Raw genomic sequence first — 15,187 nt, forward strand, 5'->3', positions numbered from 1 at the left:
ACCCGGGGGCGGCCAGGCGCCGCTGTCATCATTTGTCTTCCGTTTCCGCCGTCAGCGATTCCCTGGCGGCTTTTTTGGCTTTGGCGCGGGCGATAGCCGCTGCCACCGCCGCCTTGCGCGGGTCTTCCTCGGCGGCAGCCGGAGCCGGTTCCGCCGCTGCAGGAGCATCCGCCTGCTGCGCGGCTTTCTTGGCTTTTACACGTGCCAGTGCCGCGGCAACCGCGGCTTTGCGCGGGTCTTCCTCGACGGCAGCCGGAGCCGGTTCCGCCGCTGCAGGAGCATCCGCCTGCTGCGCGGCTTTCTTGGCTTTTACACGTGCCAGTGCCGCGGCAACCGCTGCTTTGCGCGGGTCTTCCTCGACGGCAGCCGGAGCCGGTTCCGCCGCTGCAGGAGCATCCGCCTGTTGCGCGGCTTTCTTGGCTTTTACACGTGCCAGTGCCGCGGCAACCGCGGCTTTGCGCGGGTCTTCCTCGGCGGCAGCCGGAGCCGGTTCCGCCGCTGCAGGAGCATCGGCCTGCTGCGCGGCTTTTTTGGCTTTGGCGCGGGCGATAGCCGCTGCCACCGCGGCCTTGCGCGGATCTTCCTCGGCGGTTGCCGGAGCCGGTTCCGCCGCTGCAGGGGCGTCAGATTGTTGCTCCGCTTTTTTGGCCTTCACGCGCGCCAAGGCGGCAGCAACGGCCGCTTTCCGCGGATCGTCCTCTGTTGCGGCCGGCGCTTCTTTACGCGCTTTCACGCGGGCCAGCGCCGCGGCCACGGCGGCTTTACGCGCGTCATCGCCGGTGGCCGCCGGCGGTGCTTTCGTTTCCACCTCGGCAGCCAGCTGGGCGCGTCGTTCGCGCGCCTGCGCTTTACGTGCTTCGCGGGCAGCGATCATCTCGCTGTTGTCCGGCTGCTGGCCGTCGACCGGCGTAACCGCCGCTTCGGCATTCTTGCTGCGTACGCGCGCCAGCGCGGCCTGCACCGCGCCCTGATCGTCGTCGGTCAGTTTCACGGCGGCCTTTTTATGTCGCTCTTCGCGCGCCAATTTCTCGCGCTCCAGACGGGCCTGTTTGGCTTCGAAACGCGCCTTGGCCTCGGCGGTGCGAGCCGCCTCCAGATCGATAGCCTTGATTTCGGCCTTTTCCTGCCGGTAGTACTGCACCAGCGGAATGTTGCTGGGGCAGACGAACGCGCAGGCGCCGCACTCGATGCAATCGAACAGGTTGTGGTTACGTGCCTTGTCGTGCTCCTGCCCGCGGCTGAACCAGTACAGCTGTTGCGGCAGCAGCCCGGCGGGGCAAGCGTCCACGCACAGGCCGCAGCGGATGCAGGATTGCTCGGGTTCCTGCGGCGTCATTTCATCGACCGTCGGCGCCAGAATGCAGTTGCTGATCTTGACGATTGGCACGTTCAGCGCGGGCAGGGTGAAGCCCATCAGCGGGCCACCCATGACCACCATCTGCTGCGCCTGCGGGCGGAAACCGGTGAAGTCAAGCAGGTGCTGCACCGGCGTGCCGATGCGCGCCCACAGGTTGCCGGGGCGCTCGATCGCCTCGCCGGTCAGGGTCACTACGCGCTCAATCAGCGGTTCGCCGTTGACGATCGCTCGCTTGATGGCGAAGGCGGTGCCGACGTTTTGCATCAATACGCCGATAGCGGAGGAGTGTTTGCCGTGCGGCACTTCCTTGCCGGTCAAAATTTTGGTCAGCTGCTTGGCGCCACCGGACGGGTATTTGGTCGGGATGACGCGCAGCGCAATGCTGGACTGGCCGCGTAACGCCTGTTTCAGCGCCGCGATTGCCTCCGGTTTGTTGTCTTCGATGCCGATCAGCGTGAGCTTGGGTTGCAGAATGTGTTGCAGGATCTGCGTGCCTTCAATGATCTGATCGGCATGTTCCTGCATCAGGCGGTCGTCGGCGGTGATGTAAGGCTCGCACTCGGCGGCGTTGAGGATCAGCGTTTCCACGCCGCTCATGCCGCCTTGCAGCTTGCTGGCGGTCGGGAAACCGGCGCCGCCCAAACCGGCAATGCCGGCCTGATGAATACGTTGAATCAGTTCCGCGACAGGGGATTGACGATAGTCCGCCACCGGATCGCGCTCGCACCAGCGGTCTTCCCCGTCTGCCTCGATTATCACGCACAGCTCCGTCAGCCCGGACGGATGGGCGGTGATGTGCGGCGTAATGGCGCTGACGGTGCCCGAGGTCGGGGCATGCACCGGCACGGTGCGGCCGCGGCCGACGGTCAGCGGTTGGCCTTTCAACACCCGATCGCCGGCGTTGACGCACAGTTCGCCTTCCGGCCCCAGGTGCTGCTGCAGCGGAATGATAAAGGTCTTGGGCAGGGGAGCGACACGCAGCGGCGTACCGCTGGACTGCGTTTTCATTTCCGGTGGATGGATCCCGCCGTCGAAATCCCAGATCCGGTCTTTTTTAAAGGCGGCGAACAGATTAAGCATGTTGCTCCACGTGGATCACTTGCACCGGGATCGTCTTCATGTCCCACTTCCAGTTGGCGGTGGTGGTAGCGACCGGTCTCATTTCAATACAGTCGGTAGGGCAAGGGGCGACGCACAGATCGCAGCCGGTACAGAGGTCGGTAATGACGGTATGCATGGCGCGGGTGGCGCCGACGATGGCGTCCACCGGGCAGGCCTGAATGCACTTGGTGCAACCGATGCAGTTGGCCTCGTCGATATAGGCCACCTTACGCTCCGGCTCGGCGGCGGCTTCGCTACCCAGCGGCTGCGGCTCTACGTTGAGCAGCTCCGCCAGTTTCAGCATCACCTGTTCGCCGCCTGGCGCGCATTTGTTGATCATCTCGCCGTTGGCCACTGCCTCGGCATAGGGGCGACAGCCGGGGTAGCCGCACTGGCCGCACTGGCTCTGCGGCAGGATTGCGTCGACCTGCTCGGCGACCGGATCCTCTTCCACCTCAAAACGGCGCGCGGCGTAACCCAGCACCAGTCCGAACAGCAGCCCGAGCGCGCTTAAAGCCGCGATAGCTATCCACAACGCAGTCATTAGAATTTCACCAGCCCGGTAAAGCCCATAAAGGCCAGCGACATCAGCCCGGCGGTGATCAGCGCGATCGAGGAGCCGCGGAACGGCGCTGGGACGTCGGCGACCGCCAGACGTTCGCGAATGGCGGCGAACAGCACCATAACCAGCGAGAAACCGGCGGCGGCGCTGAAGCCGTAAACGGCGGACTGCAGGAAGTTATAGCCGAGGTTGACGTTAAGCAACGCTACGCCCAGCACCGCACAGTTGGTGGTGATCAGCGGCAGGAAGATGCCCAGCAGGCGGTAGAGTGCCGGGCTGGTCTTGCGCACCACCATCTCGGTGAACTGAACGACGACGGCGATCACCAGAATGAAGGAGAGCGTGCGCAGATACACCAGATCCAGCGGAACCAGAATAAAGGTGTTGATCACCCAGGCGCTGACGGAGGCCAGCGTCATAACGAAGGTGGTGGCCATTCCCATGCCGATGGCGCTTTCCAGCTTCTTGGAAACGCCGAGGAACGGGCACAGGCCAAGAAACTTCACCAGAACGAAGTTGTTCACCAGTACGGTGCCGACAAACAGGAGCAGGTATTCGGTCATTGCGATGCCTAAAAAAATAAAAGCCGCCTATTATCGGGAATCGGCGGCCGGACGACAACATATGAATCGCAGGGGTATTGCCTTTTTTGGTGAAAATTTACACAAATCACCCAATAAAACGTGCTGCAACTCCCTTTAACGTTCGGTAAAGGTCCCTTTGACCCGCTGCGAACGCTTGATGTAAGGCACCAGCAGCGCCGCCATCAGCAGCGGCCAGCCGAGGCTGCGCACCGCCACTTCATCCGGCACCGGCGCGAAGGCGAAGGCTTTCACCGCCAGAATTACCGTGATCAGCAGCCATAACAAGAACAGTTTGGGGAAGCGCTGCGAGCGCTGGCAAAACAGAAACACCAGCCACAGGGTGAAGCCCCACATCAAAAGCGTGGTCAGCACCGAAAAGTACCATTGCAGGGTAAATGCCTGGGCGTTGGTCAACAGATAGTCGCGCGACTCGGGCATGAAGATCGCCATGGCGTACAGGAGCAGCATCAGGCTGGCGCTGAGCAGGGTGACGATCAGATAGGCCAGCGGGGCCAGCAACCAACCGCCGATACGAGTGTATTCAGCTTGAGACATAAAGGCTTCCTGATTGAAACGGGGATCACAGGCGGCATAGCTTAGCGGGTAATATAGGCTTCGTCATCTCTATCAACCGGATAGCTCGGCATCGCGACGCCGGGCCGCACGTTTGGCTACGCCGGCCTCGCTTCGAATTAACATCTCATTTACTTCTTGTTCCATCCGGCCGCATGGTGTCAAATCGAAAGGGTCTGTCGTGAGCCAGCAAGAGGAAATCCCATGGCTGAGAAAATTCGTGTCGGGCTGGTCGGTTACGGCTACGCCGGCAAAACCTTTCATGCGCCGCTGATTGCCGGTACACCGGGGCTGGCGCTGGCCGCCGTCTCCAGCAGCGATGCCGGCAAAGTGCACGCCGACTGGCCGTCGATGACGGTGGTGGGTGGTGCGCAGGCGCTGTTCGCCGATCCGGCCCTCGATCTGATCGTCATTCCTACCCCCAACGATACCCATTTCCCGCTGGCACAGCAGGCGTTGGCCGCCGGCAAGCACGTGGTGGTGGATAAACCGTTTACCGTGACATTGTCACAAGCGCAGGCGCTGCAACAGCAGGCACAGCAGAGTGGTTTATTGCTGTCGGTGTTCCACAACCGCCGCTGGGACAGCGATTTCCTCACCCTTAAAGCGCTGTTAAACGACGGTTCGCTGGGCGAGGTGGTGTATTTCGAGTCACATTTCGATCGCTATCGGCCGCAGGTGCGCCAGCGCTGGCGTGAACAGGGCGGCGTCGGCAGCGGTATCTGGTTCGATTTGGGACCGCATCTGCTCGATCAGGCGCTGCAACTCTTCGGCAAACCCGAACGGCTGTTTGTCGATCTGGGTGAGCTGCGGTCGGGGGCGCAGGCGGTGGACTATTTCCACGCGCTGCTGAGCTATGGCGATCGCCGTGTGGTGCTGCACGCCAGCATGCTGGCTGCGGCAGAGAGCCCGCGCTACGTGGTGCACGGCACCCGTGGCAGCTATGTCAAATATGGCCTGGATCCGCAGGAAGACCGACTGAAGGCCGGTGAGCGCCTGCCACAGGCCGATTGGGGCTATGACATGCGCGAGGGTGTAGTGACGCTGTCACGTGACGATCTGCTGGCTGAGAAACCGCTGCTCAATATTCCCGGCAATTACCCGGCTTATTACGCGGCGGTGCGCGACGCGATTGCCGGCATAGGCGAAAATCCGGTGCCGGCCGCCGACGCCATCGCGGTGATGGCATTGATCGAACTGGGGTTGGAATCGGCCCGGCTGCAGCAGGCGCTGCCGGTGGTCTGATCCCGTTCATTCCTCTGTGCCCGGCGCAACGTCGGGCCTTTTTACGACTTTACGTGCAAGGAAATCCGTTTCATGTCCTGGTTGCAGCGTTTGCGCATTGATAAATTTTTGCTGGTTCTGATTTTTGTGGTGATCGTCGCCTCGCTGTTCCCCTGCGAAGGCATCTGGAAAACCTTCTTTGAACACCTGACCACCGCCGCCATCGCGCTGCTGTTCTTTATGCACGGCGCCAAGCTGTCGCGCGAGGCGATTATCGCCGGCATGAGTCACTGGAAGCTGCACCTGCTGGTGTTCCTCAGCACCTTTGCGCTGTTCCCGCTGCTCGGGCTGGCGATGAACTTGCTGGTGCCGGGCATCATGACGCCGACGGTCTATCTCGGCTTCCTCTACCTGTGCGCGCTGCCGGCCACGGTGCAATCGGCCATCGCCTTTACGTCGGCGGCGGGCGGCAACGTGGCGGCGGCGATCTGCAGCGCCTCGGCATCGAGCATTCTCGGCGTGTTCCTGTCGCCGCTGCTGGTGGGGGCGTTGATGCATACCCAGGGCGGCAATACCGACGTATTGCACGCCATCGGTTCGATCATTCTGCAATTGATGGTGCCATTTGTGGTCGGTCACCTGGCGCGGCCATTGATCGGCAAGTGGGTCGATCGCCATCGCAAGTTGATCAACCTGACCGACCGTTCATCGATCCTGCTGGTGGTGTATACCGCATTCAGCGCGGCGGTGGTGGAAGGGATTTGGCACCGTATCGACGGTTGGTCGCTGCTGACCATCCTGGTGATGTCGCTGGTGCTGCTGACGGTGGTGCTGGTGATCAACACCTATGCGGCGCGCTGGCTGGGCTTCAACACCGCCGATGAGATCACCATCGTCTTCTGCGGCTCGAAAAAGAGCCTGGCGAACGGCATCCCGATGGCCAACGTGCTGTTCCCGGCCGCGGCGGTGGGCGCCATGGTGCTGCCGCTGATGATTTTCCACCAGGTTCAACTGATGGTGTGCGCGGTGCTGGCGCAGCGCTATGCGCGTAAAACCGCTAAACAGCGGGCCGAGGCGGAGGCGCTGGTGGCCAAATAGGCCGCAGGCCGCTAACGGTGGCTCAGCGCGTCGAGCAGAAAGTCGGCGCGCTCATCGGGTGAAACGCGCGGCAGCTCTTGCAGCCGATGGCCATAACGGCGATAGATGGCCACCATCGCCCGATAGGTCTGCTCGGCTTCGGCGAAAGACTGTTTCCTCGCGCTGTCCTGCGCATAAATCGCTCGCCACGGTGGGGTGATGAACACCGTATCGGCATAGCGAAAGGCGTCGATCGCCGCCGTTAAGGGGGTGGGGATCGATAATCCGCACAGCGTCAGGTAACCGGCGATATCCGGCAGGCCGCGATCGAAGAACCAACATGTTGCACCCGTCGCTTCGCGCCATGAATGCAGTTCCCAATCGAGCATCCGCTCGGCGAAAGCCTGACGATCGCCCCACGGTAGCGCATTACCCCCCATATTCACCTGATGCTGAATAATCGCCCGGCCCGCCTCCAAGGAGTGCGGGTAACCACGGTGATGAAGAACGTCGATGAGCGTGCTTTTGCCCGAACCCGGGCCGCCGGTCAGCACGATGCGGCGTAGTTTGTCAGACATACGGAATTCCTCTCTTGCCACAGAGTGATGGGGTGAAAACAGCGATAAAGACGAGCAGGCGGAAGAAAACGGGGGATGAGAAGAAGGCGCCGTTTGGCGCCTTGGGAGATTTAGCCCTGCACTTTGGCGCGCAGTGCCTGTTTTTCCTGTTCGCTGAGGAAAGCCAGCTTCAGGCCATTTTCCTGAGCGGTGCGGATTTCTTCCGGCGTCAGCCCGGCCTGCGGCGCGGCGACGCGGTATTCATGCTCGATCTCGATGCCCTGAACCGCCGGATCGTCGGTGTTGATCGACGCCAGCACGCCGTGGCGCAGGAAAGTGGCCAGCGGATGCTGCGCCAGCGACGGCACGGTGCTGGTCTGGATGTTGGAGGTCAGGCAGGACTCGATGCCGATGCCGTGTTCCGCCAGGAAGTCCATCAGCGCTGGATCTTCGACCGCTTTCACCCCGTGGCCGATACGTTCGGCACCCAGCTCGCGGATCGCCTGCCAGATGCTTTCCGGGCCGGCGGCTTCGCCCGCGTGCACGGTGATGCGCAGGCCGGCGTCGCGCGCGCGGTTGAAGTGGCTGAGGAACAGGCTACCGGGGAAGCCCAGCTCATCGCCCGCCAAGTCCAGCGCGGTAATGCCGTCGCGGTGCGCCAGCAATCCTTCCAGCTCTTGCAGACAGGCAGCCTCGCCGAAGGTGCGGCTCATGATGCCGATCAGGCGAATGTCGATGTCGCGATCGCGGCAGCCCGAGCGGATCCCGTCGATCACCGCTTCCACCACGCCGGCGACCGGCAGCTGATGCTTCATCGCCATGTAGTAAGGGGAAAAACGCAGCTCGGCGTAGTGCAGGCCGGCGTTGGCGGCGTCCTCGACGTTTTCGTAAGCCACCCGGCGGCAGGCGTCCAGATCGCCCAGCACCGCCACGCCCCAGTCCAGTTTCTGCAGGAAGCTGACCAGGTCCGGTTCGGCATGGGTGATCTGCACGTGCGGGCGCAGGCTCTCCAAATCGTTGGCCGGCAGGGCGAGATTGAACTGGCGACCGAGGTCGAGAATGGTCTGCGCGCGGATGTTGCCGTCGAGATGGCGGTGAATGTCGGTAAGCGGTAGGCGGGGATCGATCATGCTGGGCACTCGCTAATTATCGTAGGTAAAGTGCAGAACAGTATAAAAACAAATGGATGAAACTTGCCATCGCGTTGCATAAAAAAGTGACGTGAATCACAAATAATGCGAGATATATCGCATTATCGTCGTGAATCAGGCTTTCAACACGCTGACGCCCGCCTGCTGCAACGGCGCGATCAGCGCGTCATCGGTAGCCCGCTCAACGATGATGGTGTGCGCCAGCGTAATATCGCCGATCGCATACTGCGAGGCGGCGTTAAGCTTGGCGGCGGAAGCCAGCACCACGGTTTCCGCCGCGCGGGCCGCCAGCGCGCGTTTGATGTAAGCCTCCTCCAGATCGCCGGTGCTCAGCCCCGCAGTGGGGTGTACGCCGGTCACGCCCATAAAATAGAGATCGGCGCGAATATGCGACATCGCTTCCACCGCGGCGGCGCCGACGCTGACGATCGAATGCTTGTACAGCCGGCCACCGATCAGAATCACCTCGACCGTGGGGTGATCGACCAGGCCCACGGCGACGCTGGGGCTGTGGGTGACGATGGTGGCGTTGAGGTTGGCCGGCAGTTGCCTGACCAGCTCTGCAGAGGTGGTGCCTCCGTCGATAATCACTACCTGGCCGGGGGCGATCAGCGCCGCTGCCGCTTTGGCGATCGCGCGTTTGGCGCCGGATTCCAACTGATTGCGTTCGGCAAAGCTGGCAATGGCGGAAGAAACCGGCAGGGCGCCGCCATGCACCCGCTGTAGCAACCCTTCGGCGTCCAATTCGCGCAGATCGCGCCGGACCGTATCTTCCGACAGCCCGAACATTTCGCTGAGCTGCTTGGCTAACACCTGGCCGTCCTGAGCCAGTTTTTCCAGGATGATTTTCTTGCGCTGGCTGGTCAACATGGCCATTTTCCTCTCAAACTTGGTTTGCACGAAATATCTTGATCATACACGAAACTGCACGATAGTATCAATTTCCTTCCTCTGGCGGAGTAAACCGATGATAGCCACTAAAGACAGGGTTCGCATTGTCGAAACCCGGGTGTTGTCCGATGACTGGTACCTGCTGAAAAAAACCACCTTTGATTTTCTGCGGCGCGACGGCGTCTGGCAGCGGCAAAGTCGCGAGACCTACGATCGCGGTGATGGCGCGGTCATTTTGCTGTTCAACCGGCAGGCGCAAACGGTGATCCTGACGCGCCAGTTCCGCTTTCCGGCCTTCGTCAACGGCCATGACGGCATGTTGATTGAGGCTGCCGCCGGGTTGCTGGACAACGCGTCGCCGGAGGCACGCATCCGCGCCGAAGCGGAAGAGGAAACCGGCTATTTCGTGCAGAGCGTGGAGAAAGTATTCGAAGCCTATATGAGCCCAGGCTCGGTCACCGAGAAGCTGCACTTTTTCGTCGGCGAATATCAGGCGGGCGACCGCATCAACGAGGGCGGCGGGTTGGCGGCGGAGGGGGAAGATCTGGAGGTGCTCGAGCTGCCGCTGGCGCAAGCCCTGCAGGCGATTCGCCAGGGCACGATCGTTGACGCCAAGACCATCATGCTGCTGCAGTTTGTCGCCTTGAACCGGACGTTGGAGGAAGAACGATGAAAGCACAACAAATCTTGATCGCCGGCCCCTATCGCAGCGGCACCGATGGCGATCCGCAGCGTATCGCCGCCAATCTGGCGCGCCTGGAACAGGCGGCGCTGGCGGTTTACCAGCGGGGGCACGTGCCGGTGATCGGCGAGTGGCTGGCGCTGCCTTTGGCGGCCGCGGCCGGTTCCACTCAGGTTGGCGATGCGGTCAGCGAGGCGTTTCTTTATCCGGTGGCTCACCGACTGATTGCGCAGTGTCAGGCGGTGTATCGCATCGAAGGGGCGTCTGCGGGGGCCGATAACGACGTGCGGTTGGCTAACGAATGGGGATTGACGGTCTATCGTCATCTGGAGGAAATCCCGTCTGTTCAGGCGTAACGGAGGGCGGGCAGAGGCTCGCCCCCTCGCGCTATTGCTCGTCCAGCACCAACCTCAACCCGGCGATCAGCTTGTCCATGCCGGCTTCCAGCTTGCTGCGCGGGCAGCCGACGTTGAGGCGCAGGAACCCGCGGCCTTCCTCGCCGTACGTAAAGCCAGGCATGATCGCCACCTTTTCGCGCTCGATCAGCGCCTGCTGCAGCGCCCGATCGTCCACGGCCAGCGGCCGCAGATCGATCCAGGCCAGGTAGGTGGCCTGCGGCGGGCGCCAGCCCAGCGCGGGAAACGCCTGCTCCAGCCGCTCGGCGACGTAGGTCAGATTATCCTGCAGATAGTCGCGCAGGGCATCCAGCCAGGGTGCGCCGTGGCGATAGGCGGCCACGTGCGCCGCCACCGCCAGCACCGCCGGCGAGGAGAGGCCGTCGCGGGCTTTGAGCTGCTGGAAATAGGCTTCGCGGCTGGCGTCGTCGCTGATAAAGCCGTAGGCGCCGGTCAGTGCCGGAATGTTAAAACTCTTGGAGCCGGAGGTCAGCAAGGCCCAGGCGCCGGTCGCCACCTGGCTCCACGGCGTATGGCGGTGTTCACCCCATGCCATATCCATGTGGATTTCGTCGCTGATGACGCGCACGTCGTGGCGCTCGCACAGTTCGGCCATTTGCTGCAGCTCGTCGCGGCGCCACACTTTGCCGGTGGGGTTGTGCGGGCTGCACAGCAGCAGGATCTTGGTTTGCGGCCGCGCGAGCAACGCCTCAAGGTGCGCCATGTCGCAGCGCCAGTCGTCGCCGGCCTTGTGCAGCGGGCAGGCCAACAGCTGGCGTTGGTTGGCGAGGATCACCTTGTAGAAGGCGTCGTAAGCCGGGGTATGGGTCACCACATAGTCGCCCGGTAAGGACCATTGGCGGATCAGCTGCGCCGCCATGTAGATAACGGAAGGGCCGTACACCGCCGTTGCGGTGTCGATGGCGACGTTGAAACGTTGCTGATACCAGTGGCGCAGCGCGCCGAGAAAATCCTCATGCTGCCAGCGGCTGTAGCCCAGCACGCCGTGCTGCAGGCGCTGTTGCAGCGCCTCGAGAATGCACGGCGCGGTGGCGAAATCCATATCGGAGATGGTGAACGGCAGCAGGTCGTCGCTGCCGAAACGATCGGCGATATAGTCCCACTGGGTGCACCAGGTGCCGTGGCGGTCGATCGGGGTGGAGAAATCAAACATGGGTGGCTCCCTGCAGCGCCGCGGCAGGTTGCGCCGTGGCTATCAGTGAGTCTAATTCATCTTTCACCGATTGCACCTGCGGGCCGATCACCACCTGCAGATTATGGTCGTTGAGATGCACCACGCCGATGGCGCGATTGGCTTTCAGCGCCGCGTCGTCCACCTGACTCATATCGTTGACCGACAGGCGCAGGCGGGTGATGCAGTTGTCCAGCGTGATAATGTTGCCCGGGCCGCCGAGCGCCGCCAAAATCGCCGGCACATTGTAGCCGGATTTGCCCACCGCGCCGCTCGGCGCGCTTTGGCTGACGGCGCTGTCGCTCTCACGGCCCGGCGTTTTGATGTTAAAGCGCTGGATGGCGAAGCGGAAAATGGCGTAATAGCCGACGAACCAGACGGCGGCCACCACCGGCACCAGATACCACTTGGTGGCGGTGCCGTGCAGAATGCCGAACACCACGAAGTCGATGATATTGCCGTCGGTGTTGCCGATGGTCACGCCCAGCAGTGCCATCACGGTAAAGCCCAACCCGGTGAGCAGCGCGTGGATCAGATACAGGAACGGCGCGACGAACAGGAACAGGAACTCGATCGGCTCGGTGGTGCCGCCAACCACGCAGGCCACCACGCCGGAAATCAACAGCCCTTTGATTTTATGGCGGTTCTCCGGTTTAGCGCAGTGGTACATCGCCAGCGCCGCGCCCGGCAGGCCGCCGAGAAACGCCGGCATTTTACCCTGCGACAGGAAGCGGGTGGCGCTCTCGGCGAAGCCGGTGGTGGTTGGGCAGGAGAGCTGCGCCTGGAAGATGGTCAGGGCGCCGCTGACGCTGTGGCCGCACACCTCCATCGTGCCGCCTGCCTCGGTAAAGCGGATCAGCGCCACCAGAATGTGCTGCAGGCCGAACGGCAGCAGCAAGCGTTCGCCGGTGCCGAACAGCATCGGGCCAAAGGCGCCGGCGCTGTTGATCACCCAACCCAGCCCGGTGATGCCGGCGGCGAACCACGGCCAGATCAGCGGGATCACCAAGCCGCACAGGCCCAGCACCACGGTGGTCACGATCGGCACGAAGCGCGTGCCGCCGAAGAACGCCAGCGCGTCCGGCAGGCGGATGGTGTGGAAGCGTTCATGCAGGCGATAGACGATGATGCCGACGATCACCGCGCCGAGGATGCCGGTATCGATCGACTGAATGCCGAGGATGTTCTGGATATTGTTGGCTTTCAGCACCAACGGATCGCTGGTGGGCAGCACGCCGGCGGCGGTCAGGTAGAAGTTGGTGCCCAGATTCAGCACGGCGAAGCCGACGAAACCGGAGAAGGCGGCGACGCCTTTGTTTTCGCGCGCCATGCCCAGCGGAATGGCGATGGCGAACATCACCGGCAGGAAGCTGAAGGCGAAGGAGCCTACCTTGCTCATCCAGGTAAAGATCAGTTGGAAGATCGGGTGGCCGATAAACGGCATCAGGGTGATCACGTCGCGGCTGCTCAGCGAGCTGCCGATCCCCAGCATGATGCCGCAGAAAGAGAGCAAGGCGACGGGCAACATGAACGTTTTGCCCAGGCTCTGGAAGAACTCCCAGAGGGTGATTTTGGGTTTGTTGGCTGCTGACATAACCGACTTCTCCTGGCGAAAAGACGAGCAAAAAGGGGACTTCTGATTAGGTAAAAAGAAGATAAAACGTTTTACCTAGCAAAAATGCGCCGCCAATCACAAATCTGCCGCCCGGTTTTTGGCGACAATGCGGCAGGCAGTAAAACGTTTTACTGAGCTAACGGATTCGGTATACCCTTGATCATTACGGCGCGGGTTGCCCAGGAACGGGTTCGCAGAGACTATGAGCATCAAAAAAATCACCATCACCGATGTGGCGCAGCAGGCGGGCGTGTCGGTCACCACGGTTTCCCTGGTGTTGAGCGGCAAGGGGCGCATTTCGCCGACCACCGCCGAGAAGGTCAATCAGGCGATAGAGCAGCTGGGTTATGTGCGCAATCGCCAGGCGGCGACGCTGCGCGGCGGGGAGTCCGGAGTGATTGGCCTTATTCTGCGCGACATCTGCGAACCCTTCTATGCCGAAATGACCGCCGGGCTGAGCGAAGCGCTGGAGGCGCACGACAAGCTGCTGTTTTTAACCCAGAGCGGGCGCGACGGCCAGGGCTTGCAGCGGGCGTTTGACGCGCTGCTGGCGCAGGGCGTCGACGGCATCGTGCTGGCGGGCGGCATCCGCGCGGCGGCTGGGCTGAAGGAAAAGGCGGCCGAGCAGGGCGTGCCGCTGGTCTGCGTGGCGCGCTCCAGCGGTCTCGATGGGGTGGACGTGGTGCGCCCGGACAATATGCAGGCCGCCAAGCTGGCCACCGAATTTTTGATCAAACGCGGTCACAGCCAAATCGCCTACCTCGGCGGCCAGAGCGACTCATTGACGCGCGCCGAGCGGTTGGGCGGTTTTTGCGCCACGCTGGTGCAGTACGGCCTGCCGTTTCGCAGCGAATGGATCGTCGAGTGCGATTGCCGGCAGCGTGAGGCGGCGGAAGCGGCAGAGCAACTGCTGCGCCACTACCCGAATATTACCGCCATCGTCTGCCACAAGGCGTCGGTGGCGCTCGGCGCCTATTTTGGCCTGACGCGCAGCGGCCGCAGCATCGGCTCGGACGGGGTCGACGCCTACTATGGCCGGCAGGTGGCGCTGATCGGTTTCGGCGACGTGCCGGAGGCCGAACTGACCGAGCCGCCGCTGACCTTCGTCTCCAGCTCGGCGCGGGAAGTGGGGCGCAGCGCCGCCGCGCGCCTGCTGCAGCGCATCGGTGACGCCGATCTGCCGGCGCAGAACGTCATTTTGCCGCCGACGCTGATCCGGCGCGGCTCCGCCTAGTCCCGCCGCTGTTCCTCTTCCGCCTCCCGGCGGATCCAGCCGATAAAGGTTTTCATCGCCGGCGTCAGATCCCGCGATTTCAAATGGGTCAGCCAGTAGGCACCGAGCGCGGCCTCGGCGGCGAATGGCCGCTGCAGCGCACCGGCGGCCAGTTCGCGGCGGAACATGCTGACCGGCGCCAGCGCCACGCCGTCACACTGGATCGCGCCTTCCACCATCAGCCGGGATGAGTCGAACACCGGTCCGTTGATCCGCCACGGCGTCACCTGCGCAGCCGTGAACCAGCGTTCCCATTCATCCTTGCGGTAAGTGCGCATCAGCTGCTCGTGCTGCAGATCCTGCGGCGTGCGCAAGCGCGCGGCGACCGCCGGCGGGCAGAGCACCGTCAGCGGCGCGTCGAACAGCTTGATATTGCAGGTGGCGGGCCAGAGACCTTCGCCGAAACGGATGGCGAAATCCATGCCGTCGGCCGACAGATTGACCAGGTTGTTGTGGGTCAGCACCCGCAGATCGATGAACGGGTGCGCCGCGCGGAACGCCGCCAGCCGCGGCATCAGCCAGCCGACGGCGAAGGTGCCGACCACCGCCACCGTCAGCACCTCGTGGAAATGCCCGCCTTCGAACTGCTGCAGCACCGCCTCGATGCGGTCGAAAGCGTCGCTCAACACCGGCAGCAGCGCCTGGCCCTCTTCGGTCAGATCCAACCCGCGCGGCAGGCGGCGGAACAGCTGAATGCCCAGCTGTTCTTCCAGCATGCGCACCTGCTGGCTGACGGCGGCCTGGGTGACGCGCAGTTCCAGGCCGGCACGGGTGAAGTTCAGGTGGCGGGCGGAGGATTCGAACGCCCGCAGGGCGTTGAGGGGAAGTCGGTTGCGCATTGTCGATAGCCATAAGTTTTTCTTTATGCTGGCTGAAATTATTATCGCTTGTCAACCCGACGGCAAAATCCGATATTTGGCGCGGCTGCTGAGAGCGTCGCGGCAGCCGTAAAG

At 62.7% G+C, this 15,187-nt stretch carries 15 protein-coding genes; 5 read left to right on the forward strand and 10 right to left on the reverse strand.

Annotation, left to right across the window (positions count from 1 at the left end):
• Window positions 1–28: 28 nt before the first annotated feature.
• From rsxC to ACJ8J4_RS02065, 4 genes are all read right to left on the reverse strand, one after another.
• On the reverse strand, window positions 29–2,437 hold the full coding sequence (rsxC, locus tag ACJ8J4_RS02050) for an electron transport complex subunit RsxC (protein WP_264383926.1): 2,409 nt from the start codon (window positions 2,435–2,437) through the stop codon (window positions 29–31).
• Window positions 2,430–3,002: an electron transport complex subunit RsxB gene (gene rsxB, locus ACJ8J4_RS02055; RefSeq protein ID WP_004938428.1), complete on the reverse strand. Its 573-nt coding sequence runs from the start codon at window positions 3,000–3,002 to the stop codon at window positions 2,430–2,432. The genes rsxC and rsxB overlap by 8 nt, the downstream gene beginning before the upstream one ends.
• On the reverse strand, window positions 3,002–3,583 hold the full coding sequence (gene rsxA, locus ACJ8J4_RS02060; RefSeq protein WP_004938443.1) for an electron transport complex subunit RsxA: 582 nt from the start codon (window positions 3,581–3,583) through the stop codon (window positions 3,002–3,004). Before rsxA ends, rsxB begins: the two co-directional genes overlap by 1 nt.
• A gap of 135 nt (window positions 3,584–3,718) precedes the next feature.
• Window positions 3,719–4,159 carry a DUF2569 domain-containing protein gene (locus tag ACJ8J4_RS02065; protein WP_016927891.1) on the reverse strand — a complete coding sequence of 147 codons (441 nt, stop codon included), beginning with the start codon at window positions 4,157–4,159 and terminating at the stop codon, window positions 3,719–3,721.
• 222 nt (window positions 4,160–4,381) lie between these two features.
• Between ACJ8J4_RS02065 and ACJ8J4_RS02070 the strand changes: the two genes are divergently transcribed.
• Together ACJ8J4_RS02070 and ACJ8J4_RS02075 are read left to right on the forward strand one after the other, a co-directional pair.
• Window positions 4,382–5,422 (forward strand): oxidoreductase, encoded by a 1,041-nt coding sequence (locus ACJ8J4_RS02070; RefSeq protein WP_197835556.1) that lies wholly within the window; start codon window positions 4,382–4,384, stop codon window positions 5,420–5,422.
• Between the two features lie 72 nt (window positions 5,423–5,494).
• The gene (locus ACJ8J4_RS02075) at window positions 5,495–6,499 is read left to right on the forward strand and encodes a bile acid:sodium symporter family protein (RefSeq protein ID WP_089180848.1); all 1,005 of its coding nucleotides are present in this window, start codon (window positions 5,495–5,497) and stop codon (window positions 6,497–6,499) included.
• A gap of 11 nt (window positions 6,500–6,510) precedes the next feature.
• On the opposite strand, the gene ACJ8J4_RS02080 is transcribed toward ACJ8J4_RS02075, so the two are convergent.
• From ACJ8J4_RS02080 to ACJ8J4_RS02090, 3 genes are all read right to left on the reverse strand, one after another.
• Complete coding sequence (locus ACJ8J4_RS02080) at window positions 6,511–7,056, reverse strand: AAA family ATPase (RefSeq protein WP_197835558.1); 546 nt, start codon at window positions 7,054–7,056, stop codon at window positions 6,511–6,513.
• A gap of 110 nt (window positions 7,057–7,166) precedes the next feature.
• A complete protein-coding gene (gene add / locus ACJ8J4_RS02085) occupies window positions 7,167–8,165 on the reverse strand; it encodes an adenosine deaminase (protein WP_016927887.1) in 999 nt (332 codons plus the stop codon).
• Between the two features lie 135 nt (window positions 8,166–8,300).
• Window positions 8,301–9,056, reverse strand: a complete 756-nt coding sequence (locus ACJ8J4_RS02090; protein ID WP_025302690.1) for a DeoR/GlpR family DNA-binding transcription regulator — start codon at window positions 9,054–9,056, stop codon at window positions 8,301–8,303.
• Window positions 9,057–9,153: 97 nt separating this feature from the next.
• Between ACJ8J4_RS02090 and ACJ8J4_RS02095 the strand changes: the two genes are divergently transcribed.
• Window positions 9,154–9,750 carry an NUDIX domain-containing protein gene (locus ACJ8J4_RS02095; protein WP_025302691.1) on the forward strand — a complete coding sequence of 199 codons (597 nt, stop codon included), beginning with the start codon at window positions 9,154–9,156 and terminating at the stop codon, window positions 9,748–9,750.
• The gene (locus ACJ8J4_RS02100) at window positions 9,747–10,115 is read left to right on the forward strand and encodes a hypothetical protein (RefSeq protein WP_033640470.1); all 369 of its coding nucleotides are present in this window, start codon (window positions 9,747–9,749) and stop codon (window positions 10,113–10,115) included. The genes ACJ8J4_RS02095 and ACJ8J4_RS02100 overlap by 4 nt, the downstream gene beginning before the upstream one ends.
• Window positions 10,116–10,146: 31 nt before the next feature.
• Here ACJ8J4_RS02100 and ACJ8J4_RS02105 read toward each other — a convergent pair whose 3' ends face one another.
• Both ACJ8J4_RS02105 and malX read right to left on the reverse strand, forming a co-directional pair.
• Window positions 10,147–11,328, reverse strand: coding sequence for a MalY/PatB family protein (locus ACJ8J4_RS02105; RefSeq protein WP_197821822.1), 1,182 nt, complete (start codon window positions 11,326–11,328; stop codon window positions 10,147–10,149).
• On the reverse strand, window positions 11,321–12,940 hold the full coding sequence (gene malX, locus ACJ8J4_RS02110) for a maltose/glucose-specific PTS transporter subunit IIBC (RefSeq protein ID WP_197821823.1): 1,620 nt from the start codon (window positions 12,938–12,940) through the stop codon (window positions 11,321–11,323). The genes ACJ8J4_RS02105 and malX overlap by 8 nt, the downstream gene beginning before the upstream one ends.
• A 223-nt stretch (window positions 12,941–13,163) precedes the next feature.
• On the opposite strand from malX, the gene ACJ8J4_RS02115 reads away from it, so the two are divergent.
• A complete protein-coding gene (locus ACJ8J4_RS02115; RefSeq protein ID WP_033640467.1) occupies window positions 13,164–14,195 on the forward strand; it encodes a Mal regulon transcriptional regulator MalI in 1,032 nt (343 codons plus the stop codon).
• Here the strand turns inward: ACJ8J4_RS02115 and ACJ8J4_RS02120 are convergent.
• Window positions 14,192–15,073, reverse strand: coding sequence for a LysR family transcriptional regulator (locus ACJ8J4_RS02120; protein WP_016927880.1), 882 nt, complete (start codon window positions 15,071–15,073; stop codon window positions 14,192–14,194). The genes ACJ8J4_RS02115 and ACJ8J4_RS02120 overlap by 4 nt on opposite strands.
• Window positions 15,074–15,187: the final 114 nt, after the last annotated feature.

It is taken from the genome of Serratia sp. CY47280 (assembly GCF_052168655.1).
GTDB classification, from domain to species: Bacteria; Pseudomonadota; Gammaproteobacteria; order Enterobacterales; family Enterobacteriaceae; genus Serratia; species Serratia bockelmannii.